This is a genomic window from Herbaspirillum rubrisubalbicans (genome assembly GCF_003719195.1).
Taxonomy (GTDB): domain Bacteria; phylum Pseudomonadota; class Gammaproteobacteria; order Burkholderiales; family Burkholderiaceae_D; genus Herbaspirillum; species Herbaspirillum rubrisubalbicans.
In genome coordinates this window covers 1440023-1466056 of record NZ_CP024996.1, presented here as the reverse complement: position 1 = coordinate 1466056, position 26034 = coordinate 1440023, and the positions used below count along the sequence as shown (strand labels likewise).

Annotated in this window: 21 protein-coding genes; 10 read left to right on the top strand and 11 right to left on the bottom strand. The window is 62.2% G+C overall.

Going from position 1 to position 26034, the window contains the following annotated elements:
* Nucleotides 1-393: 393 nt before the first annotated feature.
* The 3 genes from carB to RC54_RS06480 all read right to left on the bottom strand — a co-directional run bounded on the left by carB (nucleotide 394) and on the right by RC54_RS06480 (nucleotide 5488).
* A complete protein-coding gene (gene carB, locus RC54_RS06490; RefSeq protein ID WP_061790234.1) occupies nucleotides 394-3627 on the bottom strand; it encodes a carbamoyl-phosphate synthase large subunit in 3234 nt (1077 codons plus the stop codon).
* Nucleotides 3620-4783 carry a glutamine-hydrolyzing carbamoyl-phosphate synthase small subunit gene (gene carA / locus RC54_RS06485; RefSeq protein ID WP_058894666.1) on the bottom strand — a complete coding sequence of 388 codons (1164 nt, stop codon included), beginning with the start codon at nucleotides 4781-4783 and terminating at the stop codon, nucleotides 3620-3622. The genes carB and carA overlap by 8 nt, the downstream gene beginning before the upstream one ends.
* Nucleotides 4784-5080: 297 nt before the next feature.
* The gene (locus RC54_RS06480; RefSeq protein WP_017453625.1) at nucleotides 5081-5488 is read right to left on the bottom strand and encodes a GlcG/HbpS family heme-binding protein; all 408 of its coding nucleotides are present in this window, start codon (nucleotides 5486-5488) and stop codon (nucleotides 5081-5083) included.
* Between the two features lie 392 nt (nucleotides 5489-5880).
* Here RC54_RS06480 and RC54_RS06475 point away from each other — a divergent pair, with 392 nt between their 5' ends.
* Both RC54_RS06475 and RC54_RS06470 read left to right on the top strand, forming a co-directional pair.
* A complete protein-coding gene (locus RC54_RS06475) occupies nucleotides 5881-6492 on the top strand; it encodes a C40 family peptidase (protein ID WP_058894665.1) in 612 nt (203 codons plus the stop codon).
* A 107-nt stretch (nucleotides 6493-6599) separates the two neighbouring features.
* The gene (locus RC54_RS06470; protein WP_058896034.1) at nucleotides 6600-8066 is read left to right on the top strand and encodes an IS1182 family transposase; all 1467 of its coding nucleotides are present in this window, start codon (nucleotides 6600-6602) and stop codon (nucleotides 8064-8066) included.
* 108 nt (nucleotides 8067-8174) lie between these two features.
* On the opposite strand, the gene RC54_RS06465 is transcribed toward RC54_RS06470, so the two are convergent.
* Nucleotides 8175-9146, bottom strand: a complete 972-nt coding sequence (locus RC54_RS06465; protein ID WP_058894664.1) for a patatin-like phospholipase family protein — start codon at nucleotides 9144-9146, stop codon at nucleotides 8175-8177.
* Between the two features lie 136 nt (nucleotides 9147-9282).
* Here RC54_RS06465 and RC54_RS06460 point away from each other — a divergent pair, with 136 nt between their 5' ends.
* The 3 genes from RC54_RS06460 to RC54_RS06450 all read left to right on the top strand — a co-directional run bounded on the left by RC54_RS06460 (nucleotide 9283) and on the right by RC54_RS06450 (nucleotide 11728).
* Nucleotides 9283-10182 carry a ParB N-terminal domain-containing protein gene (locus RC54_RS06460; protein WP_058894663.1) on the top strand — a complete coding sequence of 300 codons (900 nt, stop codon included), beginning with the start codon at nucleotides 9283-9285 and terminating at the stop codon, nucleotides 10180-10182.
* 13 nt (nucleotides 10183-10195) lie between these two features.
* Nucleotides 10196-10786 (top strand): IMPACT family protein, encoded by a 591-nt coding sequence (locus RC54_RS06455; protein ID WP_058894662.1) that lies wholly within the window; start codon nucleotides 10196-10198, stop codon nucleotides 10784-10786.
* 81 nt (nucleotides 10787-10867) lie between these two features.
* Entirely contained in the window at nucleotides 10868-11728 is an 861-nt protein-coding gene (locus RC54_RS06450; RefSeq protein ID WP_061789801.1) for a hypothetical protein, read from the top strand.
* 63 nt (nucleotides 11729-11791) lie between these two features.
* Here the strand turns inward: RC54_RS06450 and RC54_RS06445 are convergent, their stop codons facing one another.
* The gene (locus RC54_RS06445) at nucleotides 11792-12499 is read right to left on the bottom strand and encodes a transcriptional regulator NanR (protein ID WP_061789800.1); all 708 of its coding nucleotides are present in this window, start codon (nucleotides 12497-12499) and stop codon (nucleotides 11792-11794) included.
* A gap of 89 nt (nucleotides 12500-12588) precedes the next feature.
* Nucleotides 12589-13545: a LysR family transcriptional regulator gene (locus RC54_RS06440; RefSeq protein ID WP_058894659.1), complete on the bottom strand. Its 957-nt coding sequence runs from the start codon at nucleotides 13543-13545 to the stop codon at nucleotides 12589-12591.
* 128 nt (nucleotides 13546-13673) lie between these two features.
* Here RC54_RS06440 and RC54_RS06435 point away from each other — a divergent pair, with 128 nt between their 5' ends.
* Entirely contained in the window at nucleotides 13674-14594 is a 921-nt protein-coding gene (locus RC54_RS06435; protein ID WP_058894658.1) for a dihydrodipicolinate synthase family protein, read from the top strand.
* Nucleotides 14595-14738: 144 nt separating this feature from the next.
* Here the strand turns inward: RC54_RS06435 and RC54_RS06430 are convergent, their stop codons facing one another.
* The gene (locus tag RC54_RS06430) at nucleotides 14739-15413 is read right to left on the bottom strand and encodes a response regulator transcription factor (RefSeq protein ID WP_058894657.1); all 675 of its coding nucleotides are present in this window, start codon (nucleotides 15411-15413) and stop codon (nucleotides 14739-14741) included.
* A gap of 500 nt (nucleotides 15414-15913) precedes the next feature.
* Between RC54_RS06430 and RC54_RS06425 the strand changes: the two genes are divergently transcribed.
* Nucleotides 15914-16708 carry a response regulator transcription factor gene (locus RC54_RS06425; RefSeq protein ID WP_058894656.1) on the top strand — a complete coding sequence of 265 codons (795 nt, stop codon included), beginning with the start codon at nucleotides 15914-15916 and terminating at the stop codon, nucleotides 16706-16708.
* 9 nt (nucleotides 16709-16717) lie between these two features.
* Nucleotides 16718-19420 (top strand): hybrid sensor histidine kinase/response regulator, encoded by a 2703-nt coding sequence (locus tag RC54_RS06420; RefSeq protein ID WP_061789799.1) that lies wholly within the window; start codon nucleotides 16718-16720, stop codon nucleotides 19418-19420.
* Here the strand turns inward: RC54_RS06420 and RC54_RS06415 are convergent.
* The gene (locus RC54_RS06415) at nucleotides 19417-19635 is read right to left on the bottom strand and encodes a hypothetical protein (RefSeq protein WP_231739011.1); all 219 of its coding nucleotides are present in this window, start codon (nucleotides 19633-19635) and stop codon (nucleotides 19417-19419) included. The two genes, RC54_RS06420 and RC54_RS06415, sit on opposite strands and share 4 nt — an antisense overlap.
* A gap of 74 nt (nucleotides 19636-19709) precedes the next feature.
* Complete coding sequence (locus tag RC54_RS06410; protein ID WP_061789798.1) at nucleotides 19710-20147, bottom strand: DUF4260 domain-containing protein; 438 nt, start codon at nucleotides 20145-20147, stop codon at nucleotides 19710-19712.
* A gap of 112 nt (nucleotides 20148-20259) precedes the next feature.
* Between RC54_RS06410 and RC54_RS06405 the strand changes: the two genes are divergently transcribed.
* Entirely contained in the window at nucleotides 20260-21189 is a 930-nt protein-coding gene (locus RC54_RS06405) for a LysR family transcriptional regulator (protein ID WP_061789797.1), read from the top strand.
* A gap of 8 nt (nucleotides 21190-21197) precedes the next feature.
* On the opposite strand, the gene RC54_RS06400 is transcribed toward RC54_RS06405, so the two are convergent.
* Entirely contained in the window at nucleotides 21198-23018 is a 1821-nt protein-coding gene (locus RC54_RS06400) for a sensor domain-containing phosphodiesterase (protein ID WP_058894651.1), read from the bottom strand.
* 13 nt (nucleotides 23019-23031) lie between these two features.
* Nucleotides 23032-24777 carry a methyl-accepting chemotaxis protein gene (locus tag RC54_RS06395; protein WP_061789796.1) on the bottom strand — a complete coding sequence of 582 codons (1746 nt, stop codon included), beginning with the start codon at nucleotides 24775-24777 and terminating at the stop codon, nucleotides 23032-23034.
* Between the two features lie 257 nt (nucleotides 24778-25034).
* Here RC54_RS06395 and RC54_RS06390 point away from each other — a divergent pair, with 257 nt between their 5' ends.
* Nucleotides 25035-26033, top strand: a complete 999-nt coding sequence (locus RC54_RS06390) for a MerR family transcriptional regulator (protein ID WP_061789795.1) — start codon at nucleotides 25035-25037, stop codon at nucleotides 26031-26033.
* Nucleotide 26034 lies beyond the last annotated feature (1 nt).

Sequence of the window (26034 nt, the reverse complement as noted above, 5' to 3'; positions counted from 1 at the left end):
TTGCTCAAGGTTAGGGTTACACGGAATGACGCATCCAAGGCCCGCCAGCCGATTGATACGCAAAAGGACACCCGCGCCGCCGCAGTGGCGGACAAGCGTCGTCTTTACGGGAACAATCGGGCTGGTGCTCGGACCGTTGCTGCAGGATTCCGTCAGCTCTTCAACAACACGCGCTCCTGACTCAGAGCCGCTAAGGACATGACGCCACACGGCTGCCGGTGGTGGCATGGTGGCGTCATGTCCTTAGCGTCCCCGGACGGATCTGCCCTGCAACATTGGAACATGTTGTGGCCGCAGGGTGTCGTCCAAAAGTCAGAGAGGGCATCGATTGCTCAGATGCCCTCTTTGCTTGTCGGCGTCAACTAAAGCCGACAAAAGTAACGTGTTGTGGGTTTAGTGTATAGCTTTATGCAGGCCTTGTAAATCGTAGACGTCCAGGGCCTCCAGATGGCGCATACCTTCCACCGCCGCTTCGGCACCGGCAATGGTGGTGAAGGTGGTCACGCGGGCGGCCAGGGCCGAGGTACGGATCGCCCCGGAGTCGGCAATGGCGTTGCGCTTTTCTTCCACGGTATTGACCACCAGGGCGATCTCGTTGTTCTTGACCATATCCACGATGTGCGGACGGCCTTCGACCACCTTGTTCACCGTGGCCACCGGGATGCCGGCGGCACTGATGGCTGCTGCCGTGCCCTTGGTGGCGACGATGGAGAAGCCCAGCGCCACCAGGTCGCGCGCCACTTGCACGGTGCGCGGCTTGTCGCTGTTCTTCACCGACAGGAACACCTTGCCCGACTTGGGCAGCTTCACGCCGGCACCCATCTGCGACTTCACGAAGGCTTCGCCGAAGGTCTTGCCCACGCCCATGACTTCGCCGGTGGACTTCATTTCAGGGCCGAGGATGGTGTCCACGCCCGGGAACTTGACGAACGGGAACACGGCTTCCTTGACACTGTAGTAAGGCGGCACCACTTCGTTCTTGATGCCCTGGCTGTCCAGCGACTGGCCGACCATGCAGCGCGCGGCGATCTTGGCCAGTTGCAGACCGGTGGCCTTGGAGACGAAGGGCACGGTACGCGAGGCACGCGGGTTCACTTCCAGCACGAAGACGGTATCGACGGTCTTGCCATCGACTTCACTTTGCTGGATGGCGAACTGCACATTCATCAGGCCGACCACGTTCAGGCCCTTGGCCATCAGCGCGGTCTGGCGCTTCAGTTCTTCGATGGTGTCCTTGGACAGCGAATACGGCGGCAGCGAGCAAGCCGAGTCGCCCGAGTGCACGCCGGCCTGTTCGATGTGTTCCATCACGCCGCCGATGAAGGTACGTTCACCGTCGGAGAGGCAATCCACGTCCACTTCGATGGCATCGTTCAGGAAGCGGTCCAGCAGCACCGGAGAATCATGCGAGACCTTGACGGCTTCGCGCATGTAGCGCTCCAGGTCACGCTGCTCGTGGACGATTTCCATGGCGCGGCCACCCAGCACGTAGGACGGGCGGACCACCAGCGGATAACCGATTTCCTGCGCCAGTTGCAGCGCGTCGGCTTCGGTACGGGCGGTACGGTTGGGCGGCTGGCGCAGGCCGAGGTCCTGCAGCAGCTTCTGGAAACGCTCGCGGTCTTCGGCGGCGTCGATCATGTCAGGCGAGGTGCCGACGATGGGCACGCCATTGGCTTCCAGGTCCAGCGCCAGCTTCAGCGGGGTCTGGCCGCCGTATTGGACGATCACGCCGACCGGCTTTTCCTTGTCGACGATTTCCAGCACGTCTTCCAGCGTCACCGGCTCGAAGTACAGGCGGTCAGAGGTGTCGTAGTCGGTCGAGACGGTTTCCGGGTTGCAGTTGACCATGATGGTTTCGTAACCGTCATCGCGCATCGCCAGTGCCGCGTGCACGCAGCAGTAGTCGAACTCGATGCCCTGGCCGATACGGTTCGGGCCACCGCCCAGCACCATGATCTTCTTCTTGTCGGTCGGGTTGGATTCGCACTCTTCGTCATAGGTCGAATACATGTAGGCGGTATTGGTCGAGAACTCGCCCGCGCAGGTATCGACGCGCTTGAAGACCGGACGCACGCCCAGCTTCTTGCGCTGCTCGCGCACGGCGGCGTCGGTGGTCTTCAACAGCTTGGCCAGGCGGCGATCCGAGAAGCCCTTCTGCTTCAGCTGGAACAAGGTGGCCTTGTCCAGCGACTCCAACGCCACCTCCTTTTCCAGCCACAGTTCGATGTCGACGATCTCCTTGATCTGCGACAGGAACCACGGGTCGATGTGGGTCAGATTGTGCACTTCTTCCAGCGAGAAGCCTTGCGCGAAGGCATCGCCCACGTACCAGATGCGGTCTGGACCGGGTTCGCCGAGTTCCTTTTCGATCAGTTCGCGGTCGGTGGTTTTTTCGTTCATACCGTCCACCCCCACCTCCAAGCCGCGCAGGGCTTTCTGGAAGGATTCCTGGAAGGTACGGCCGATGGCCATCACTTCACCCACGGACTTCATCTGGGTGGTCAAGTGCTTGTCGGCCTGCGGGAATTTCTCGAAGGTGAAACGCGGGATCTTGGTCACCACGTAGTCGATGGACGGCTCGAAGGACGCCGGGGTCGCGCCACCGGTAATCTCGTTGCGCAGTTCATCGAGCGTGAAGCCCACGGCCAGCTTGGCCGCGATCTTGGCGATCGGGAAGCCGGTCGCCTTGGAAGCCAGTGCCGAGGAACGCGAAACGCGCGGGTTCATTTCGATGACGATCATGCGGCCATCGGCCGGGTTGACCGAGAACTGCACGTTGGAGCCGCCGGTATCCACACCGATTTCACGCAGCACCGCCAGCGAGGCGTTACGCATGATCTGGTATTCCTTGTCGGTCAGCGTCTGCGCCGGCGCAACCGTGATGGAGTCACCGGTGTGCACGCCCATCGGATCCAGGTTTTCGATGGAACAGACGATGATGCAGTTGTCCGCCTTGTCGCGGACCACTTCCATTTCGTATTCCTTCCAACCGATCAGCGATTCCTCGATCAGCAGCTCAGACGTCGGCGAAGCTTCCAGGCCGCGCTTGCAGATGGTCTCGAATTCCTCGGCGTTGTAGGCGATACCGCCGCCGGTGCCGCCCATGGTGAAGGACGGACGGATGATGACCGGGAAGCCGATGGTCTTCTGCACCGCCCACGATTCTTCCATCGTGTGCGACACGCCGGAACGGGCCGAACCCAGGCCGATCTTGGTCATCGCTTCCTTGAACTTGGAGCGGTCCTCGGCCTTGTCGATGGCTTCCGGGGTGGCGCCGATCAGTTCGACCTTGTACTTCTCCAGCACGCCGTGGCGGTGCAGGTCCAGCGCGCAGTTCAGCGCGGTCTGGCCGCCCATGGTCGGCAGGATGGCGTCCGGCTTTTCCTTGGCGATGATGCGCTCGACAGCTTGCCAGGTGATCGGCTCGATGTAGGTAGCATCGGCCATTTCCGGGTCGGTCATGATGGTGGCCGGGTTGCTGTTGACCAGGATGACCTTGAAACCTTCTTCACGCAGGGCCTTGCAGGCCTGGGCGCCGGAATAGTCGAATTCGCAGGCCTGGCCGATGATGATCGGGCCAGCGCCAATGATCAGGATGCTTTTGATGTCAGTACGCTTAGGCATTTTGTTTCTTCTCCATCATCGCCACGAACTTGTCGAACAGGGGAGCGATGTCATGCGGTCCAGGGGATGCTTCGGGGTGGCCCTGGAAGCAGAAAGCAGGTTTGTCGGTGCGCTCGAAGCCTTGCAGCGAGCCATCGAAGAGCGACACGTGGGTCACGCGGCAGTTGGCCGGCAGGGTCGCCTGGTCCACGGCGAAACCGTGGTTCTGCGAGGTGATCATCACCTGCTTGCTATCCAGATCCTGCACCGGGTGGTTGGCGCCGTGGTGGCCAAACTTCATCTTCAAGGTCTTGGCGCCGGAAGCCAGGGCCATGATCTGGTGACCCAGGCAGATGCCGAAAGTCGGAATACCACGCTCGATCAGTTCCTTGGACGCGGCGATGGCGTAATCACAGGGTTCCGGGTCGCCAGGGCCGTTGGAGAGGAAGATGCCGTCCGGGTTCAGGGCCAGTGCTTCGGCCGCGGTGGCTTGCGCCGGCAGCACGGTGACCTTGCAGCCGCGCTCGGCCAGCATGCGCAGGATGTTGTACTTGACGCCGTAGTCGAAGGCGACCACGTGGAATTTCGGGGTGATCTGCTGGCCATAGCCACGGCCCAGACGCCATTCGGTCTCGGTCCAGTTGTAGGCCTTTTTGGTGGAGACCACCTTGGCCAGGTCCATGCCGGCCAGGCCGGGGAAGGCGCGCGCCAGTTCCAGTGCCTTGGCGGTGGCCGCAGCGATGTCCGCTTCACCGGCCACGATGGCGCCGTTCTGCGCGCCCTTCTCGCGCAGGATGCGGGTCAGCTTGCGGGTATCGATACCGGCGATGGAGACGATGTTGCCTTCCTTGAGGTAATCAGACAGGGATTGCTGGCTGCGGAAGTTCGACAGCAAGCGCGGCAGGTCCTTGATGATCAGGCCGGCGGCGTGGATCTGCGAAGCTTCGACGTCTTCACGGTTCACGCCCGTGTTGCCGATGTGCGGATAAGTGAGCGTGACGATCTGGCGGCTGTAGCTGGGGTCGGTCAGGATTTCCTGGTAGCCGGTCATCGCGGTATTGAACACGACCTCACCGGTGGTGTTGCCTGCGGCGCCGATGGAAAAACCTTGGAAGACAGACCCGTCTGCGAGCGCGAGGACGGCCGGAATCGCGGGACCGGAAAGAAGAGGCAGCAAGGGTAACTCCTGAGATTGTTACCGCCGCGGCTAGATGACCGGAAGACCTTTGCGCACCAAACCGACCGGCGCGAACACCCCGACTCATTCAGTACGGAAGCGTGGCAGGGCCTGTTGGGAACGAGGAAGAGGAATGGGTATGCGCTACGGCGGATAAAATTGGCTAAACCGCTCGATTATAGCGCAAAAGCCACCCTCCGGCAAATCGTAGATCGCCGAAAGTTGGCACAAGATGCAGCGACATGATGTGCAGAAAAGCGGAAACGCCGGCAGACTGAACTGCCGGCGCGGGCTGAATCAGAGGCCCAGGGCAGCGATCCCGGCCTTGGCGATCTGCACGTCTTCCGAAGACTTCACGCCGGACACGCCCACAGCACCCACGGTGTGACCATCGGCCACCACCGGCACGCCGCCTTCAAGCAGGCCATCCAGGCCGGGGGCGCTCAAGAAGGAGACACGACCATTGTTGATCATGTCTTCATAGATCTTGCTTTCGCGGCGGCCCAGCGCAGCGGTGCGAGCCTTGGCCGGAGCGATCTGCGAGGAAATCGGGGCGGCGCCATCCATACGCTGCAACCACAGCAGGTGACCACCATCATCGACCACGGAAATGGCCACGTTCCAGTTGTTGGCACGGGCTTCGGCTTCAGCGGCGGCGGCGATCTTCTTGACGTCGTCCAGCGACAGGAACGGCTTGGTTTGCATGTTTGCTCCGATAGGCAGAAAAAAATGAACGCTGATTGTACGACCAGAAAGTCTTTTTTGACATCCTGCGCCAGCAAACTCATCGGTGCACGTGGCCCCTCGCATCACCGACCCATTTCCCACAATCCGCCCCGCTTTTCTCAATGATGACGGGAACTATTCGAGCATCTGCCACTCCTTTACCGGGATTTTCCTGCCTCGTGTAGGAAAAAACCTGATGGGGAGATGGCAGAAAATAGCTTATCTTCAATCTGCTTACTGTACTTTAGTATCATTTTTGCTTTATTTGCCGCGTCAATCCGATCCGGCCTGACAAGCTGGCACGAATCCAGCTTTTGACAAGCCGTAAGATTTACCTTACAGTCCCGCAATCCTATTTTGAGAGGATCCCGATGACCCTACGCCGATCTGACCGAATCCGACGACAAACCGCTCGTGTGTGCGCGCTCGCTGCCGGCCTTTGGATCAGTGCATCGGCCTATTCCGCTGACCTTTCCCTGGCAGCGCAGGATCTTCCTCCTCCCCAAGCCACTTCCCCGCAAGCCCAGCAGTTGATCAGCAAGACCAATCTTGCGATTGCCCGCCTGCAAGACATCACCAACCGCGCCTCCGAACTGGCCACCCAGGCCCTGGCCATGCTGGGCATCAATTACCGCTACGGCGGCAATTCGCCCGATACCGGCCTGGACTGCAGCGGCCTGGTGCGTTACGTCTTCAAGGAAGCATGGGGCACCGACCTGCCGCGCACGGCGCTGGAAATCAGCCGCGTCGGCGAAAAGATCGGCCGCGACAACCTGCAACCGGGCGACCTGGTGTTCTACAACACCCTGCGCCGTGGCTTCTCGCACGTGGGCATCTATCTGGGTGACGGCAAGTTCATCCACTCCCCCTCGGCCGGCGGCCAGGTGCGTATCGAGAGCATGGATGAGTCCTACTGGAAAAAGCGCTTCAATGGTGCACGCCGCATCATCGCCGGTGACGACGACGACGACCAACAGAAATGATCACCATCACGGTGCATACCCCATAGCAAAAGGCCGCTGGATCAGCGGCCTTTTCAGATTGATGACAAAGCCTTGGCGAAAGCCAAGGCTTTGTTGTTTAATCGGTCATGCTCAAAAAACCGACAGCCGCCCAGCACGAGTTAGAGATGGTGACCATCGAGATGCTCGTGCCCAAGGACCACCTGCTGCGCAAGATCGACGCGGCGGTGGATTTCGAGTTCATCCGAGAGAAGGTGGCGCATCTGTATTGCGCCGACAATGGCCGCCCGGCACTGGACCCGGTGGTACTCTTCAAGCTCTTGTTTATCGGTTACCTCTTCGGTATCCGCAGCGAGCGCCAGCTCATCCGCGAGGTCCAGGTCAATGTGGCCTATCGCTGGTTTGCCGGATTCCGTCTGACCGACAAGGTACCGGACTCATCCACCTTCTCCCAGAACCGGCGCCGCCGCTTCATTGATACCACCGTCTATCAAGAGATCTTCGACGAGATCGTGCGCCAGGCCATTGGACGCGGCATGGTCGATGGCCGTGTGCTCTACAGCGACAGCACCCACCTCAAGGCCAACGCCAACAAGAACAAGTTCGACTACGTTCAAGTTACCCAGACCCCCTCGGCCTATCTGGCCGAATTGGATGCCGCTGTGGATATCGACCGTGCCGAGCATGGCAAGAAACCGCTCAAGCGTGACGACGATGATGAGCCACCCACCAAAGAGATCAAGGTCAGTCGCACCGATCCCGAGAGCGGCTACATGGTGCGCGACGACAAGCCCAAGGGCTTCTTCTACCTGGATCACCGCACCGTCGATGCCAAGCATTCCATCATTACCGATACCCATGTCACGCCCGCCTCAGTCCATGACAGTCAGCCTTATCTGGCGCGCCTGGATCGTCAGCGCCAGACGTTCGGATTTGATGTACAGGCCGTTGGCCTGGATGCGGGCTACTTCACACCGGCCGTCTGCCAGGGACTGGAGAATCGCGAGATCAGCGGCGTGATGGGCTACCGCACACCCAACCACAAGCCGGGGACATTCTTTAAACGGGCGTATGAGTACGATGCCTACCGTGACGAATACATCTGCCCGCAGGGTCAACCCTTGCGCTACAGCACGACCAATCGACTGGGGTATCGGGAATACAAATCCAACCCTGAGCAATGCCGAGGCTGCAAGGTACGCGAGCAATGCACCAATAGCGCCAATGCGGTCAAGGTGGTGACGCGCCATGTGTGGGAGCGTTCCAAGGAGAAGGTGGATGATCGGCGTCGTACCGAATGGGGCAAGCGCATCTATGCCCGACGCAAGGAAACGGTAGAACGCAGCTTCGCCGACGCCAAGCAATTGCACGGACATCGTTATGCCCGTATGCGGGGATTGCGCAAGGTCGCCGAGCAGTGCTTGTTGGCGGCGGCGGCCCAGAACATGAAGAAGATTGCCCTGTTGGTGGCGCGCTTGCGCGCGCTTTTACACGGCTTGAGCGCCTCTGCCAGCGTACAAAAGTGGCTACAGCGAAAAATGAGCGCCTTGCTTGGCTTCTGCGCCATCGACCATCTGCAAATTACCTGCGCCTGAAAAACAAAACCCCGTGTTCGAAAACACGGGGTTCGTCATCAACCTGAAGGCCGCTGGATCAGCGGCCTTTTTATTTCCTTCATATTTCCGTGAAAAACGGCCTAGCCATCAACTCCCCGCTTCCATCAGCTTCAACTTGCGCTTGATTTCCGGCATGGCCGCGGTGGCCGCCTGCTCGCCGGCCAGGATGGCTACGTTGCGGCTGGCGAAATCACTGCCCTTCATGGACCCCAGGCTGGGCTGCAGCACGATATCGGCATTCTTGAGCTCATACTGGTTGATGGTCTGGCCCATGATGGCAAAGGTCTGCAGCAGCACGTCGATGGAACTGCTGGAGGCCGCCTGCGCCTCCGGGTTGGCCGAGATGTTGACCGCAATGACGAAGTCCGCCCCCATCTGCCGCGCAAAGCGCACCGGCACCGGCGAGACCAGCCCGCCATCGACATAGGTATGGTCGCCGATGCGCACCGACTGGAACACCCCCGGCACTGCCGACGAGGCACGCACTGCCACCCCCGCATTGCCGCGCTGGAACAGGATGGGCTGGCCCGTGCGCAGGTCGGTAGCGACCGCCCCGAAAGGAATCTTGAATTTCTCGATGGGGACGTTGTGCACCGCCTTGTTGACGTAGTTCTGCACGCCCTCCCCCTTCAGCACCCCGCTGACCTTGGAAAACAGCGGCACCGACCAATCCGAGATGGCGGCCTCATCCATGGCCAGGGCCAGCTTCTGCAAGGCAAAGCCATTGTTGCCGGCCGCATAGAGCGCACCCACCAAGCTACCGGCACTGGTACCGGCCACCACGTCCACGCTGATGCCCTGGGCTTCGAGCGCCTTGATCACCCCGATATGGGCAAAGCCGCGCGCCGCACCGCCACCCAGGGCCAGGCCGATCTTGATCTTGCGCGGGGTCGGTGCCGCGGTGGCACTGGGCGCCACCGGGACCACGCTCGCCGAGGGCGTACCGGGGGATTCGACCGGCTTGGAACTGCTACCGGGCAACAAGGACGAAGTACCGCAGGCCGACAAGAGCAAGCTGGAAGCGACGGCAACAGCCATCAAACGGAAGGAGAAGCGCATGACGCAAACAGGCAGTGAGCAAGCCCGACATTGTACTGCAAGCGCCATGCGCATCCGGGGAGTGCGACAGGCGGTGGTGTAGAATGCGGCCCCTGGCTTTTCGATTCGGTCCAGTTACACCCGGCGCCACAGTCCCATGAATATCGTCATCAACGAAGAACTGAAACAGTACATCGATCCCCTCACCCCCAACGAATACGCCGCGCTGGAACGCAGCCTGCTGGCCGAAGGCTGCCGCGATGCGCTGGTGCTGTGGGGCGATGTGCTCATCGATGGTCACAACCGTTACGAAATCTGCAGCAAGTACGAGCTGCCCTTCAAGACTATCCAGAACGACAGCTTCAGCTCGCTGGACGACGTACTGCTGTGGATGATCGATAACCAGCTCGGCCGCCGCAGCGTCTCCGATTTCCAGCGCGGCATGTTGGCCCTGCGCAAGCGCGACATCATCGCCGCTCGCACCAAGGCTGAAGCCACCCCGCCCAAGACTGCCACCAGTGACGCGCATCCAGCCCCGGAGGGCGGCGCGCCCGAAGCCGAGCAGGCCAGCGACGACCCTTGGCACGCCGACGACAACACCGGCCGCATCAAGACCCGCGAAGACATTGCTCGCGCCGCCGGCATCAGCAGCGCCACCATCGGCCAGATCGACCGCATCCGCAAGAGCGCCGCGCCCGAACTGGTCGAGGCCGTGCGCAGCGGCACCATCTCCATCAATGCCGCCGCTGCCGTAGCGACCTTGCCCAGCGAAGTGCAGGTCAACGCCGTGGCCGGTGGCAAGAAGGAATTGCGCGAAGCCGCCAAGAAGGTACGCGAGCAGAAGGCCGCCACCCGCACCCCGCGCGCGCCCAAGCTCGACGACCATGCGGCCGCCTCCGCCATCCCGCTGGTGGAAGGCCAGGAAAACGAACTGACCGCCACCCTGCGCCGCGAAATCGCCAGCCTGCAAGCCCGTGTGACCAGCCTGTCCGAAGAAAATCAGGGCCTGCGCGCCGAGCTGGCCCTGCTCAAGGGTGCCGGCCAGGCTCCGGCCTGAGGTGTCATCCGGCATGGCCACTTTCACCCTCGCCCAGCGCGCCGAGATCGAACTGGAGATCCGCAAGAGCCGCTTCATCGGCATCGTCATGCCGGTACCCGGCCGTGAGGCGGCGATGCAGGAAATTGCCAGGATGCGCGATGCCCATCGCAACGCCACCCACGTCTGCTGGGCCTTGATGGCCGGCGGCCAGTCCGGCATGTCCGACGATGGCGAACCATCCGGCACGGCCGGACGCCCCATGCTGGAAGTGCTGCGCCATCACGAACTCGATGGCGTGCTGGCCATGGTGGTGCGCTATTACGGTGGAGTGAAACTGGGCGCAGGCGGCCTGGTACGCGCCTATACCGATGCGATCGCCACCGCCCTCAAGAGCACGCAACGCACCGAGCGCGTGGCCCAGGCCGAAATCGAGATCGGCGTGGTCTATGCGGCCGAGCCGCAACTGCGCCACTGGCTGGCCCAGCAGAAATACGAATTGCTGGACAGCCGTCACGACACCTTGGCCCATCTCCATCTGCGCCTGCCCGAAGCGGCGCTGGCTCAAGCGGAAGAAGCCATCCGCCGCCTCTCTTCGAACGCCGAGATCAAGCGCATCCTCTGATATCTGTGCGATGATCGCCAACGCCGGGCAACCTCGGGGGAGGTCTGCCGGCACTCATCCACGCCACCCCAGGGGAAGCCCATGCCACCAGACCAGAGTAATTTCGACCCAGTCCTGTTCATCGCCGACGGCCCGTCGCAGCCCTTGCTCGATCCCCATCACTATCCCTACATGTGCAACCAGAACGGTGTGGGCCAGCAGAGCGCCACCGTCATCGGCGAACTCATCGAGCTCTCGCCAGAGGCGCCCGCGCTGGAATACGGCGTCACCTATCGCGACATCGCCCACTGGCCACGCAAGATCACGCCCAAGGACTGGCCGGCCTACGAGATCACCGAGTTCGATTTCCGCACCCCGGAAGTGCGCTACGAACCGCTGCCCGCCACCCCGGAACACGCCCAGGCCTTTGGCGCCACGCTGCTGCGTAATGGCCAGTGCCTGCGCTTCACCTATGAAGGCCTGGTGATGTCCCAGTACACCTACGGTAAATGGGCCGGCTATGAATCGCCCTACCTGGGCGATGGCCGCAGCCGCGAGCTGCTGACCTGGAACGCCACCGACCTGGAGTACCACGACTTCGCCCACATCTTCTTCTCGCAAGGCCCGGAACCGCTGGTCATCACGGTGGCGCGTTGGCGGCCCTACGTCAACCAGATCAGCCTGGCCGACCTGTGGGTGGCGCCCGGCGACGCGCTGGTGATTCCGCCCAAGCGCATGGCGCCGCCACCCAAGCCGGGCATGAGCGAGGAAGAAAAGCGTCTGCTGGTGGTGGACATGCACAACAACCGCAACTCGGCCCAGGCCTGCCGCCGCTACGACGGCCCGCCTGCGCTGGCCACGGTGACCGTGCTGGCCGATAGCCAAGTGATGTCAGCACCGCTGACGCGCCCGTATTACCACGAGGAAAAGCAGCCCACCTGGCACGGTATGCTGCACTACTGACGACCAAGGGGCGGCCGGCTTATGAGCAGCTTATGAGCAGCTTATGAGCGGCTTAGGGGCGGCTTATGGCTGCCCCAGTTCGCGATAGAGCTGGTTGGCCCGCGTCAGGTGGGCTTGCATGGCTTCGGCGGCCGCATCGCCATCGTGCGCAGCGATGGCATCGACGATGCGCTGGTGTTCGGCCAGGGTCAGTTCTTCCGCACCGGGAGCGCGTACCAGGGTGGTATAGAACTCGCTGGCCCAGCGGAACATCGATTCGACCACCGCCGGGAAGATGGGATTGCCGCTGATGTCGGCGATCTCACGGTGGAAGGCCATGTCGCGTTCAATGAATTCTTCCAGGTTGACCATCGAGGCCCGGTGCGCGGCGATGGTCTGGCGCAGGCGTTCGATCTGCTCCTCGGTGGCGCTCTCGGCGGCCATGCGGGCGGTACTGGTTTCCAGGAACACGCGCGCTTGCTTCATATGTTTCAACATGTCTGGCTTGGTGCGCAGCAAGTGCTGGGCACCAGCGCCGATCTGTGCGATCAGGCGGTCGGCCGTCAGTTCGAGCACGCGCGCTCGTTCACCATGGGCAATTTCCACGAAGCCAGAGCGTTCCATGGCCTGTAGCGCTTCGCGCACGGCTGGGCGTCCCACACCGTACTGATCCATCAGGTCGCGTTCGGAGGGCAACTGGGAACCGGGCGGGAATTCGCCCCGGTGAATGCGCGCCATCAGGCGCTCCAGTACTTCCTGGTAAAGCTTGCGTCGCGGTATCGGTTCCGGCATGGCTGGACTGTCTCGTTAGTCGGTTTCGTTGGAGGCGCACTCTACCACAATCCCGCGCCGGGACTGTGATTGCGGCCATCAGGACTGCCTCACATCGAGTTACGTGACGCGCCCTCATTGAGCATCCGCACAAACATCTCCCCCGCCCGCGACAACTGCCCCCCCTTGCGCGTGACGATACCGATGGTCTGCGACATCGACCGCAGCTTCACCGGCAGGATGCGCAACATGCCGCGCTTGACGAACAGTTCGGCTACCGCCGTGGGCAGGATCGACACCAGGTCGCTGCTCTGCTGCAACAGCGCCACCGTCACGAAGGTGGAAGCGGTGGAAATGGCATTGCCCGGCATGGGCACGCCGGCCAGGTCCATCTCGCGCTCCAGCACGGCGTGCAGCGGCATGTGACTGGGATAGGTGACCCAACGATAGCCGGCCAGCGCGGCCAGCCCCATGTGCTTGGCGCGCGGGCGTGGATGCTCGCCCGAGACCACCACCGAGAGCGGCTCTTCCGACAGAGGTTGGTAGTGGTACTTACCAGGATGGTCCGACACGCTGGCGCGCGCCACCAGCAAGTCCAGATGGCCTTCGTCCAGCAAACCCAGCAATTGCACGCTGGTATCTTCGACGATGTCGATGGACAGCTCGGGATGGCGCCGCTGCAAGGCTTCCACGGCCGGCACCACCAGTTCCGGCAGCGCGCCCATGACCGCCCCGATAGCCAGCCGCCCGCCGCGCCCCGAGCGCAGCTGCGCCATCTCCTCACACAGCGATCCCAGGTCGGTGGCCATCAAGCGCGCATAACGGATCACGCAATGGCCGAATTGATTGGGGATCAGGCCGGACTTGGTGCGCTCGAACAATTGCGCATCCAGCATCGATTCCAGCTCGGCCAGCGACTTGCTGGCCGCCGACTGCGTCATGGCCAGGGCACTGGAAGCCTTGTGCAGGGATTGGTGGTCGTCCAGGGCGATGAGCAGTTGCAACTGCTTCATACGCAGACGGGACAGGAGACTATTCAAGCTTTGCTGGCTGGGTGCAGGTTTCATGGGTGATTCCAAAAAGCGATCACATGATGGAAAGTCTTCACTATACAGCCCATCACCCGGTCCGTATATTGATCGTCATTGCAAGCCGCCATCCATTGATGGCCCACGACAACCTAGACGGAGACACCATGAGCACCCCTATCTACCGCGGCGTATTTCCGGTCGCCCCGACCATCTTCGACGACCACGGCCAGCTCGACCTGGAAGGCCAGAAGCGCGCCATCGACTTCATGATCGATGCCGGCTCCAATGGCATCTGCATCCTGGCCAACTTCTCGGAACAGTTTGTGCTCTCCGACGAGGAACGCGTGCAGGTGCAGAACACGGTGCTGGAACACGTGGCCGGACGCGTGCCGGTGATCGTCACCACCACCCACTTCGGCAGCCAGATCTGCGCCGAGCGCAGCCGTGCCGCACAGGATGCGGGCGCGGCCATGGTGATGGTGATGCCGCCCTACCATGGCGCCACTTTCCGCGTGTCCGAAAAGCAGATATATGAATTCTATGGCCGCGTCTCCGACGCCATCGACATCCCCATCATGATCCAGGATGCCCCGGTGGCCGGCACCCCGCTGTCGGCGCCCTTCCTGGCGCGCATGGCCAAGGAAATCGAGAACGTCTCCTACTTCAAGATCGAAACCGCAGGCGCCGCCTCCAAGCTGCGCGAGCTGATCGAACTGGGCGGTGAGGCCGTGGTCGGCCCCTGGGATGGCGAAGAAGCCATCACCCTGATCCCCGACCTGGACGGCGGTGCCACCGGCGCCATGACCGGTGGCGGCTACCCGGACGGCATCCGCAAGATCGTCGACGCCTACTTCGCCGGCGATACCGAAAAGGCTGCCGAGCTCTACATGCAATGGCTGCCGCTGATCAACTACGAAAACCGCCAGTGCGGCCTGTCGGCCTGCAAGGCGCTCATGCTCGCCGGCGGCGTGATCAAGTCCGACATGCTGCGCCATCCGCAGGCGCCGCTGCACCCCAAGGTGCGCGAGGGCCTGCTGCGCGTGGCGCGCCGTCTGGATCCGATGGTGCTGAGCTGGGGCAAGTAAGCGCTCTGATCTCAGAGTTCTGATCTCAGAGTTCTGATCTCTGAACTCTGATCTCTGACAAGTGCTGAGAGGCACTGAGACCATGAACAACGGGAGCCAAGGCTCCCGTTGTTCATGGTGCGCTCGCCCTCTCATCGCTGCGACCTAGCAGGCCTGGATCGCCTCGGTGAAGCAGTACCCCACGCCGTGCACGGTGCGCAGCGGCAGGTCGTACATGGTGCTATCGCGCCACTTGCGACGCAGCCGGCTGACGGTCTTTTCCAGCACACGTTCATCGAAGCTGACCCATTCCACCCCAAAGGCATGGGCAATGGCGCATCGATCCGCGGCGTGCCGACTGCTGTTGGCCAATACCTTCAACAGCGCCACCTCACGGGAATTGATTTCCACCGCATCATGCTGGGGCGCACGCAAGGTCCGCGCAGCAGTGTCGAGCCGCCACGCCTCCGGCGCCACCCGCCGCAGCATCACCTCGATATAGGCATTGATCAGTTCCAACTTCTCCGGCAGGGCTTCGCAGAAATCGGCCCCGTGATCCAAGCCGGAGATGCGCGTGGTCACACTCTCCTGGGGCGACGCCAGCAGCAGGATGCCCATGCGCGCATTGGCGTTGCGCAACTGCTGCGTGAGCGCATAACCCGCGCCGCTCGCTCGTCCCACGTTGACGATGGCGATATCCCCCAGTTGCGTGGGCATCATCAATTCTTCTTCGTCAGCCATGATGCGGCTGACCTTGTGTCCCTGCTTTTCCAGGAAGCTGCACACAGTACTATTGCGATAACTTCTCAAAATGTCTTCGATCAACAATATGCTGGCCATCCAGCCCTCCCCTGTTCCGTTTCCCATGACATGCCGGCCCCCAACCCATGGTGCCGACGCTTGAACCTTGTCATGCTGCCGACGCTCTGCTTCTGTGGATGCCGACGGCGTGACGGGAAAGAAATTTAGCCCAGGAAATTCCGTTTTTTTCGGTTCGGGTTTTGAGACTCAGGCGCATCTTTCTGATACGAGGAAAAATATTTACACGCGCTGAGGAACGGGCCCTGGTGAAGACATCTTCATCAGCTCTATCACATTGAATTTTCCCGGCAAAGCACTTACCAGTGATCGGGAAATGACATCAGCTGCCCGCTATCTCCTCCCACTTTTACGACATCCTCCGCGCATCGTCCTCGAATTTTTTTCAGCATTTCTTCGATGAAGTTTTGCTGTTTGATCACATAGTTTTGATGACAGGAAAAATATTTTCCACACGGCCATTTTCGCTTCGTCTCTTGGAATTTTCGCGGTAAGTTCCGCTGATTCACGATGAGGCAAACATGGTCTACAAAACGATACATCCGGTTTACGCCGGACCTTTGGCGGGACAGCGCATCCTGGTCGTCGACGACGCCGAGGAAGACCGCATCCTGCTCTCTGACTTCCTGCTGCGCCACGGGGCGCGGCTGTATGTAGCACGCGATGGCCAGGACGGTTATCGCAAGGCGCAGACGGTGCGGCCGGACCTGATCCTGATGGATATCCGAATGCCGGTCTACGATGGGCTCACCAGTTGTCGCCTGCTCAAGGCCAATTCGAGTACGCGCAACATCCCGCTGATCTTCCTGTCGGCAGCCGCCGCCACCGAAGAAAAAATCACCGGCCTGAGCGCGGGCGCGGTGGACTACATCACCAAGCCCTTCGATTTCGAGGAAGTGCGGTTGCGCCTGTGCGTACACCTGCGCACGCCGCTGCACAGCGAACCCTTGCCAGCGACTACCACTTCGGTGACGCCTGGCTTGCACAGCGGCTCCAGTACCTTCGACATGGTGTTGTTCCAGGCCGCACGACGGCTGATGCTGGACAAGCTGGACCAGCCGCTGGGCTTGAACGCCCTGGCCGCCGCCGTAGGCACCAATGCGCGGCGCCTCTCCAGCGCCTTCAAGCATTGCGCGGGTGTAACCGTGTTCGATTTCCTGCGTGAAGAACGCATGAAGGAGGCGCGGCGCCTGCTCTCGGAAAGCACGCTGGACATCGGCGCCATCGCCCTGGCGCTGGGCTACAGCAACACGGCCAATTTCTCCACGGCCTTCCGCGAGCGTTTTGGAATGCCGCCCAGCCAGTTCCGCCGTTGACACGGACTGATGCCGTTTCTGTATCGAAGAACATGGCGGCTCCTGCTCTGCTGCCTGCTGGTCTGGTTTGCCAGCCCGCCGCAGTTGGCCTGGCCGATTGATCTGGCGCGCATTGCCCAAAGCATGAGCGTGACGCAGCAACTGCAATTGCTGCGCGACCCCGCCGGTAGCCATCTGCTCTCCAGCGCCATGGGCAGCACGCAATGGGGCGCCATCACCGTCCCGCAATTGCAGCAAGGCTACAGCACAGGCGCCTTCTGGCTACGCGGCCAGTTGCGCAATGACAGTACCGCTCCCGTGACACGCTGGTTGGGGCTGGGCTCGGCGCGCCTGCAGGATGTGCGGCTGTACCTGCCCACTGCGCAGCAGGCACAGGCTGGCTGGCGCGACGTCATGCCGCATTACGCCGGCACGCTCTATCCCCTGGGCTCACGCCAGGTGCGCAGTCGCGCCGCGCTGTTCCCGATCACGCTGGCAGCGGGCGAAGAACGCATGGTGATCCTGCGCGTGGCCGGCGATTCGGCCCTCGATCTGGCCGTAGCGCTATGGGAGCCTTCGGCATTTCGCCAGGAAGAAGGCCGGGAACTGGCGATCCAGGCTTTCGTACTGGGGGTGGCATTGTTGCTGGTGGCTTATGCGCTGATCCAGGGCATGGCCTGGCGCGATCGCGGCTTCGTGCTGATGGCCGCATGGGTGCTCACGGCGCTGGCCTACATCGGCGCCTTCCAGGGGTACCTGCATCTGTACCTGGTACCGGGTGGTGGCGCCTGGATCGTGCGCGCCCCGGCCGCGCTGGGCTGTCTGATGACCCTGCTGTATGTGCGGATGAGTTACGTCCTGGTTGGATTGGAGCAACTGCGCCGGTGGAAGCGCATCTATGCGCTCATGAATGGCGTGCTGCTGGCGATAAGCTGCTGGACCGCGCTAGGCGACTACCGCAGCACCGCACCGCTGGCCAATGCCTCGGCCTCGGTGGCCTACGTGGTCTGGCTGGCCTCGATGCTGCACGGTTGGCGACGCGGCCTGCCCAATGCGCGAATGCTGGTGCTGTCCTTCGCGCTGGCCTGGCTGGGAATCTCGTTCAAACTGCTCGAGCTCAATGGTCTGGTTGATCGTAGCCTGCTGCCGGACTGGCATTTTGCAGCCCTGTTCCAGATGGGCCTGTTGTGCATGACCACGCTGATGGTCATCGGTCGCGCGCTGGAGCTGCACCGCAAGCACGACCAGATGCAGTGGGCCATGCTCTACCTGCGCGTGCGCGAACAATTGAAACTGGAACAGGCCGTCACCGCCCGCACCCGTGAGCTGCGCGAAGCCCTGGAGGCGGCCGACCAGGCCAATCGCGCCAAGACCGGTTTCCTGACCCGCATCAGCCACGACTTGCGCACCCCGCTCACCTCCATCCTCGGCTTTGCCGACATGTTGCAGACCGGTGGCGATGAGCGCGCACGGTATGGCCGCATCATCGTGCGCAGCGCGCGCCACATGCTGGCCATGGTCAATGACTTGATCGATTATGCCCGTGGCGACCGGCTCGACCTGCCGCAGCCGGTGCCGGTCTACGTCCACGCCCTGCTGCATGAGATCGGCCAGGAAGCGGCCATCCTGGCCCAGCGTCAGCACAATGGCTTCGGCCTGCAGGTAACACCGGAGCTGCCGCCGGTACTCAAGCTCGACGCCCGGCGCGTGCGCCGCATCCTCGGCAACCTGCTCGACAATGCCGCCAAATATACCCGCGACGGCAGCATCACACTCCAGGTGCAGTGGCACGCCGCCTCGGCGCAATCGGGCATGGGTGTCATCGAAATGCGGGTGGCCGATACCGGCTGCGGCATCCCGCTGCATTTCCAGACCCGCGTGTTCGAACCCTTCGAACGCGCCCATGCAGACCGCACGCAACCTGGCATCGGCATGGGGCTGGCCATCGTGCGCCAGTGGATACAGCAGATGGGAGGGCAGATCGCCCTGGCCAGCCGGCCCGGTGTGGGCACCACGATGACGCTGCGCCTGCCGGCGGCCATCGGCAGCGAACACGAAATCGCCCGCCACGATGCTCCCGAAGACAGCAGCGCCCGGCCCCTGATCGATGGCGCCGGCCGACTGGTACTGGTAGTCGAAGACAATGCCGACATCGCCCAGTTGCTGGGCGATCAGTTGGGCAGCGTGGGCTTTGCGGTGGAATTGCTGGCCGACGGCGAAAGCGCCATCGCACGCATGACGCAAGCCAACGAACCCGAGATAGCGCTGGTGTTGACCGACTACCTGTTGCCCGGGGTCCATGGCGACGCCGTGCTGCAAGCGGCGCGGCGGCATTTGCCGCAGGTGCCGGTATTGCTGTTGTCAGCCACCTTGCAGCCGGAACGTAGCAGCGGCGATGCGCTGCAATTTGATGCTTGCCTGCTCAAACCGGTTAACTTCCTGGAACTGCAGGAAACCGTGGGACGCTTGCTGGACCTGGAAAAAATCGACGCCGGCGGCGCCAGCGAAGGCCTGCCGATGCCCCTGACCCGTCCGCCCGAGACCAGCCTGGAGCAGGCCCTGGTCTTCATCGAGAACGGCGCAGTGTCGGATCTGCTGGACTGGTGCGATGCCTTATTGCAGGAGCACCCGCACTGCGCCGGCTTCGAGACGATGGCGCGGCAGTTGGTGATGATGGGGGATTTGTCGGGGCTGGAAAGTCTGTGTCGGCCGTTGGATCGAAGCAATGCCTAGTCCCGCTCTCTGCCTCGTTGATCCTCTGTGGAATTTTCTTCTTCCGGCCGGCTGCGCGCCAGTTCGGCGTTGCGCTGGTTGATCTGGTATTGCTCCTCGGCGTGCTGGTAAGCCAGTTGCTCCTTGGGTGAGCGGCTGCAGCCGCCCAGAGCCAGGGTCAACACGGCAGCCAGGGCCGTCAGGGCAAGCGGGAGGGGGGCGGGACGGGATGTCATGAGGGTCTCCATTGTCGTATTTCTGCACGGCAATATACTCCTCACCAATCCTCATCGCAAGCCTGGCACGGCTGTCAGGGTCGCGTCAGGTGGCGCTTGCGGACGATGTGCTCCATCGCTCCGATCTGCCCGAGATGGGTGAAGCCAAACCCATCCTCATACTTCAAGCCATAGCCCAAGGTCCGGTCAAAGCCGATATGAGCCAGCCAGATCAGGGCCAAGGGCAAGAGCAGTGGCGGTCCGCCCAGGGTGGATGCCAGCAGGCAGACCAAGGGCCCCACGCTACTGTGCAGGCTGTTGTAGCACACCGCGCCGATGCGCGGCCCGCCCAGGTAACCCAGCAGGGCCAGGTCGGGCAGCAGGAAGGCTGCCAGGAACACTCGCCAGTCCTGTCCCTTATGCGCATAGGCGCTCACCGCCACAGCCAGTATCAACAAGCCCTCGACGCGCAACAGCCAGCGCACGCCATCCCTTGCCGCCCCCGGCGGTACCGTTTGAGCCTGATCGATCATTTCTGCCTACCTTGGTCTGGTTGAACTGCTGCCATCCTAGGGTAAGATCAGGAAGAATAAAATTGCATGAACATGACTATCTACCATACAAAAATGCATAGCCACCACGAACATGGATAACACCGACTGGACCCTGTACCGCTCCTTCCTCCACGTCATGCGCGAAGGTTCTCTCTCAGGCGCGGCGCGCGTACTGGACCTGGCGCAGCCGACCCTGGGCCGGCAGATCCAGGCGCTGGAGGCGAGCTTGAAGACGCGCCTGTTCACCCGCTCGCAAACCGGTCTGCAGCCCACCGACGCAGCCCAGGCGCTGCTGCCGCACGCGCAGGCAATGGAAAGCATCGCCGCAGCTGCCCAACGCACTGCGGCAGATCACAGCAAGGAGATCAGCGGCACCGTCAGACTCACCGCCAGTGAAGTGATGGGGATGGAAGTGCTGCCACCCATCCTGAAATCGCTGCGGCAACGCTACCCGGAACTGCGGGTGGAGCTGGTGTTGAGCAACGATGTGCAAGACCTGCTGCATCGCCAGGCCGATATCGCCGTGCGCATGGTACGCCCGCACCAGGAGCGCCTCATTGCGCGCCGTATCGGCACGGTCGACTGCGGTCTGCACGCCGCTCGCGATTACCTCAAGCGTTACGGTCTGCCTCGTTGCATGGATGACCTGCGTCGCCACACCGTGATCGGCCCGGATCGCATGAGCCCGGCGCTGCGTACGCTGGTGCAGCGCTGGCCGCAACTGGACCCGGCCCATCTGGCCTTGCGCACCGACAGCGACCTGGCCCAGTTGAGCCTGATCCGCGCCGGCGCCGGCATTGGCATCTGCCAAGCGCCGCTGGCGGCACGCACGCCGCCGTTGACACGGTTACTGGCGCAGGAATTTAACCTGCCGCTGGAGACCTGGGTAGTCATGCATGAAGATTTGCGCCACCACCTCCGCTGCAGCAAGGTGTTCGAGGCACTGGTACATGGCCTAGGTGAATATCTTGACAACCATGCCACTGCCGCTGCTCATGGCGTACTGAGCACCAAGGACTGAACTGCAGCTCAATCGCGCGCCGCGATCCAGTCCCAGGTATCGGCGGCCGACATCGGGCGAGCAATGCCATAACCTTGTCCATACTCGCAGCCCAGGTGCTGCAGGATGCGCCGGCAGCGCTCGGTCTCCACCCCTTCGGCCACCACGGCGAAGCCCAGCTTTTGTCCCAGATGGATCATCGAGGGTACGATCTGCTGGTCGGAATAATTGCTTTCCATGTTGCGGATGAAGGACTGGTCGATCTTGAGGTAATCGGCCGGAATATTCTTGAGGTAGCTGAGGTTGCTAAAGCCCGCACCGAAGTCATCGATGGCCACCTTTACGCCCAGGCGCTTGATCTCCTGGATCTTGCTGTAAAGCTTTTCGGGATGCTTGCTCATCGCGCTTTCGGTGAACTCGATCTCGATCAGACCAGCCGGCAGGCGATGCCGGTGCAACTGCGCGGCCAATGTCTGTACCAGGTCGTCATTGTCGAAATCACGCGCCGAGACATTGATGGCCACCGGAATGGCTCGCCCCTGGCGCGCCCAGGCGGCGGCCTGTTCGATGCCATGCTGCAGCACCCACAAGGTCACCTGGCGGATCAGCGCGCTCTTTTCGGCCAGCGGAATGAACAGCCCCGGCGAAACGACTCCATGCACCGGATGACGCCAGCGCAACAAGGCTTCGACCCCGGCGCACTGCCCCGACAACAGACCTACCTTGGGCTGGAACTCCAGCCATAGCTGGTCGGAGGAAAACAGCGCCGCAGGAATGGCCGAGAGCAGTTCGAAACTATGCTTCTGCATCTGCCCCAAGGGCTGTTCATAATGGCATCGCCGGCTGCCGCATTCGCGCGCCACATCGGTGGCCGTCAGCAACGACGGCACCAGTTCATCGGCATCGGTACATTGCGACAGCGGCACGATGCCCACCGACACCTCCAGATGATGCGGAATGCCCTGATGCTCCACCGTCCGCGCAAAGGCGCCCTCGACCTGCCGCGCCTGCTCTTGCCAGCGCTCGTTGCGCTCCAGGTAGGCAAAGCTGGTGGTGCCGATGCGATAGAGCGCAACCTCGCCCAGCGCCTGGCGCAAGCGTTCCGTGGCCTGTACCAGAAAGCCCTCGACGTAATCCCAGCCGAGCGCCTTGATCATGTCGCCCAGGTAGACCTGATCACAGATGTCGACGGCCACCGCCGTGAGCTTGTCGGAAAAGACTTCGCTGCTGCCGGCCAAGGCCTGCAGGCTTTGCAGGTCGACCAGCAGCCGGCTGCGATTGGGCAGCGAGGTCAGGCTATCGACGTAACTGGACACGCGCAAACTATCCAGGCGGGCCATCACGATGGCCGCCAACTGCGCCAGCGTGTGGGCCTCGGCCGCGCTGAACTGCGCGCGCGGCGACTTGCCGATCAGGCACAGCGTGCCCAGGCGCAAGCCATCACTGGCCAGCAAGGGGGCACCGGCATAGAAGCGGATGCCTGGCGCGCCGGTCACCAGCGGGTTGTCGGCAAAGCGCGCATCCTGGGTGGCATCGAGCACCACCATCACCTGCTCCTGCTCGATGGCGTGGCTACAGAAGGATTGAGAACGCGGCGTGCCCTCCGCCTCCAGGCCACGCCGTGACTTGAACCACTGGCGATGCTCGGCCACCAGCGACACCAGCGCGATCTCGGTCTTGAACAGTGTGGCCGCCAGTTCAGTCACCATGTCGCACAATACATCGGGCTGGGTGTCGAGCACGCAATAGGTCTCGAGCATGGCCAGGCGATGTTGTTCCTGCACGGCTTGATCGGCTTGCGGGAAGGGCCCCATCCATGGGGTCTCGAATCGGAGGATATCTGCGTGCATGGGCTAGGCCGAATCAGAAAGTAACCCAGTCGTCGGAGGCGCCGCTCATCGCACCTGCGCTCATGGGTGCGGCCAGGCGTGGCTGACGTGGCTCCCTGCGCGACTTGACCGGTGCCGGGACAACGGTCGGTGCCGGGACAACGGCCGGAGTCTTGGCCAGAGGCACTACGCTGGAGGTGCTTTGCAGGGGCGCCTGTTCAGCCTGGGCATCAAGGCGGAAGATGCTCACCGCCTGCGCCAGCTCCTGCGCCTGCTCCTGCAGCGATTGCGAGGCCGCCGCTGCTTCTTCCACCAGCGCCGCATTCTGCTGCGTGACCTGATCCATCTGGCCCACTGCCTGACTGACCTGCTCGATACCGCTACGTTGCTCCTCGCCGGCTGCGCTGATCTCGTTGATCATGCTGGTCACGCGTTGCACGCTATCGACGATCTCGCGCATGGTGTCACCCGCCTCATTGACCAGCACGCTGCCCGACTCCACCTTGGCCACCGAGTCGCTGATCAAGGCCTTGATCTCCTTGGCAGCTGCCGCCGAACGCTGCGCCAAGCTGCGCACCTCGGTGGCCACCACCGCAAAGCCGCGCCCCTGCTCACCGGCCCGCGCCGCTTCCACTGCAGCGTTGAGCGCCAGGATATTGGTCTGGAAAGCGATGCCATCGATCACGCTGATGATGTCCACGATCTTGCGCGAGGACGCATTGATTTCTTCCATCGTCTGCACCACCCGACTGACCACCCCGCCGCCACTGCTGGCGATATCCGAAGCAGCCTGTGCCATCAGATTGGCCTGGCGCGCATTGGCGCTGTTCTGTTGCACGGTGGAGGTGAGTTCTTCCATCGAGGAAGCGGTTTCTTCCAGCGAACTGGCCTGCTGTTCGGTGCGCGAGGACAGGTCCAGGTTGCCGCTGGCGATCTGGGACGAAGCGGTGGCGATCATGTCGGTGCCGCGGCGCACGCCGGAGACGATACGCACCAGGCTGGCATTCATATCACGCAAGGCAGCCAGCAGTTCTCCGGTTTCATCACGGCTGGTGACCTCGATACACGCACTGAGGTCGCCCCCGGCGACTTGTCGCGCCAGGCGCACCGCCACGGCCAGCGGGCGGGTGATGTGATTGGACAGCCACCAGGCCAGCAGCATGGCCAGCATCACCGAGATGATGCCGCCGATGATGAGAGTCTTGCCGGTCAGGGCCTCCAACTGGTCCGCGGCGTCACTGCGTTGCTGCAGCAACTGGCTTTCAGCGCGATCCATGTCGGCGAAGACGGCACGCATATTGTCCATCTCGGTCTTGCCGCGACCACTCTGAGCCAGGGCCACCAGCTTGCCCATCTCCTCGCGCCCCTCACGCACGGCGCGGCGCAAGGCGATGGCGGGCTCGATGGCCGTGCTCATCCAGCGCTGCTGGGCATCGGCCACCTGTTGCAGGCGTTGCTGTTGGGCGGAATTGTCAGCAGTCAACTGGCGCGCTTTTTCATAATGCTCCTTGAAGCCGGCCAGCCCCTGTTGCAGCGGCTCCAGCGAAGCCTCCACACCGGTCAGGGCAAAGCCGCGCGCACCGGTTTCGATGTTGATCAGACTCTCCAGCATCAAGCGCATTTCTGCACGGACTTCATAGCTGTGGTCGTTCATGTCATTGGCCGCACCCAAGCGCGCAAAATTGACATAGGCCACACTGACCAGGAGGACCAGGATGGCCGCAACCAATCCGAAGCCGATATAAAGACGGGTACCGATTTTCAGGTTCGATAAAGTCATGATGGTTCTTTCCGGGGGACAGCAAGGTTTCTCTGGGGACCGGCAGCCCGTACAGGACGGGAGGAATCACGCCGGCTCTTGTTCTGTTCTTGGTGTTTCACATTCCCGCAAAAGCGTGACATACTGATAAAAATCACAAAAACAAACAGATATTTCCTAGGTTTTGCATGATAAACATCAATACGCAACGTCTTTGAACGGATATCATCAAAAAATATCCGTACATTTTGAAATATTTTTCTAATAGAAAGATGACAATGACCAGCAAGCCCCTGCCCACCGAGGACAGCCCCGACCTGTCCGACCTGCCATTGCTGCGCCCCGGCGCCGTGGCGCGGCAACTGGGCATGTCGGTGGAGACCTTGCGCGCCTGGGAGCATCGCTACGGTCTCACCTCCTCGCAGCACAGTGGCGGCGGGCAGCGCCTGTATTCGCAGGAAGACCTGCAGCGCCTGGGCTGGATCAAGAAGCTGGGCGATGCCGGCCACCGCATCGGCAAGCTGGCCACGCTGACGCCGCAGGACTTGCAGGCGCTGGCCCAAAGCCTGCCCGCCGAGCACGCAGCGCCGCCCTCGACGATGGCCACCGGCGGCATGAGAGTCCCGCGCCTGGTGCTGGTAGGCCCATGGATTTCCACCAAGGCCAGCCGCCAGGCATTGACGCAGCAGCAGTTCAGCATCACCGCTGCCGTGGAAACCCTGGAAGAACTGGACCTGCCGGCCTTCGAGGCCGACCTGCTGGTGCTGGAAAGCGCGGTATTGGGCCACGACCTGGAAGACCGCCTGGACAGCCTGCATCACTCCTTCATCCAGGTGCCGGTGGTGATCCTGTACCGCTTCGGTTCGCCCGAGATGGTGGCGCGCCTGGTCCAGGCTGGTCACCGCCTGGTGCGCAAGGCCATGGATGGCATCGACGTGGAGTGGCTGTGCGATCTGCTCAAGCGGGTACCGTTACCCACCACGGCCCATATCCTGGGCAGCGCGGAAGAGAGCTTGCCCGCGCCGCGCTTCAGTGAAAGCACGCTGGCCGCCATTTCGGAACAATCCGACCAGATGCAATGTGAATGCCCGCGCCATCTGGCCGAACTGCTGACCGCCCTGATCGGCTTCGAACGCTACAGCCGCCAGTGCGAAGATGAATCCGAGCAAGAAGCCGAACTGCACCGCGCCCTGTGCATCGCCGCCGGCCAGGCAAGACTGCCATTGGAGGAGGCGCTGCAACGCCTGGCGCGGGTGAAGGGAATCACGCTGACCTAGC

Coding starts and splice junctions, on each gene's coding strand:
- carB (WP_061790234.1), bottom strand. CDS start 3,627: ATGCCTAAGCGTACTGACATCAAAAGCATCCTGATCATTGGCGCTGGC.
- RC54_RS06480 (WP_017453625.1), bottom strand. CDS start 5,488: ATGCAAACCAAGCCGTTCCTGTCGCTGGACGACGTCAAGAAGATCGCC.
- RC54_RS06475 (WP_058894665.1), top strand. CDS start 5,881: ATGACCCTACGCCGATCTGACCGAATCCGACGACAAACCGCTCGTGTG.
- RC54_RS06470 (WP_058896034.1), top strand. CDS start 6,600: ATGCTCAAAAAACCGACAGCCGCCCAGCACGAGTTAGAGATGGTGACC.
- RC54_RS06465 (WP_058894664.1), bottom strand. CDS start 9,146: ATGCGCTTCTCCTTCCGTTTGATGGCTGTTGCCGTCGCTTCCAGCTTG.
- RC54_RS06460 (WP_058894663.1), top strand. CDS start 9,283: ATGAATATCGTCATCAACGAAGAACTGAAACAGTACATCGATCCCCTC.
- RC54_RS06455 (WP_058894662.1), top strand. CDS start 10,196: ATGGCCACTTTCACCCTCGCCCAGCGCGCCGAGATCGAACTGGAGATC.
- RC54_RS06450 (WP_061789801.1), top strand. CDS start 10,868: ATGCCACCAGACCAGAGTAATTTCGACCCAGTCCTGTTCATCGCCGAC.
- RC54_RS06445 (WP_061789800.1), bottom strand. CDS start 12,499: ATGCCGGAACCGATACCGCGACGCAAGCTTTACCAGGAAGTACTGGAG.
- RC54_RS06440 (WP_058894659.1), bottom strand. CDS start 13,545: ATGAAACCTGCACCCAGCCAGCAAAGCTTGAATAGTCTCCTGTCCCGT.
- RC54_RS06435 (WP_058894658.1), top strand. CDS start 13,674: ATGAGCACCCCTATCTACCGCGGCGTATTTCCGGTCGCCCCGACCATC.
- RC54_RS06430 (WP_058894657.1), bottom strand. CDS start 15,413: ATGGCCAGCATATTGTTGATCGAAGACATTTTGAGAAGTTATCGCAAT.
- RC54_RS06425 (WP_058894656.1), top strand. CDS start 15,914: ATGGTCTACAAAACGATACATCCGGTTTACGCCGGACCTTTGGCGGGA.
- RC54_RS06420 (WP_061789799.1), top strand. CDS start 16,718: ATGCCGTTTCTGTATCGAAGAACATGGCGGCTCCTGCTCTGCTGCCTG.
- RC54_RS06415 (WP_231739011.1), bottom strand. CDS start 19,635: ATGACATCCCGTCCCGCCCCCCTCCCGCTTGCCCTGACGGCCCTGGCT.
- RC54_RS06410 (WP_061789798.1), bottom strand. CDS start 20,147: ATGATCGATCAGGCTCAAACGGTACCGCCGGGGGCGGCAAGGGATGGC.
- RC54_RS06405 (WP_061789797.1), top strand. CDS start 20,260: ATGGATAACACCGACTGGACCCTGTACCGCTCCTTCCTCCACGTCATG.
- RC54_RS06400 (WP_058894651.1), bottom strand. CDS start 23,018: ATGCACGCAGATATCCTCCGATTCGAGACCCCATGGATGGGGCCCTTC.
- RC54_RS06395 (WP_061789796.1), bottom strand. CDS start 24,777: ATGACTTTATCGAACCTGAAAATCGGTACCCGTCTTTATATCGGCTTC.
- RC54_RS06390 (WP_061789795.1), top strand. CDS start 25,035: ATGACCAGCAAGCCCCTGCCCACCGAGGACAGCCCCGACCTGTCCGAC.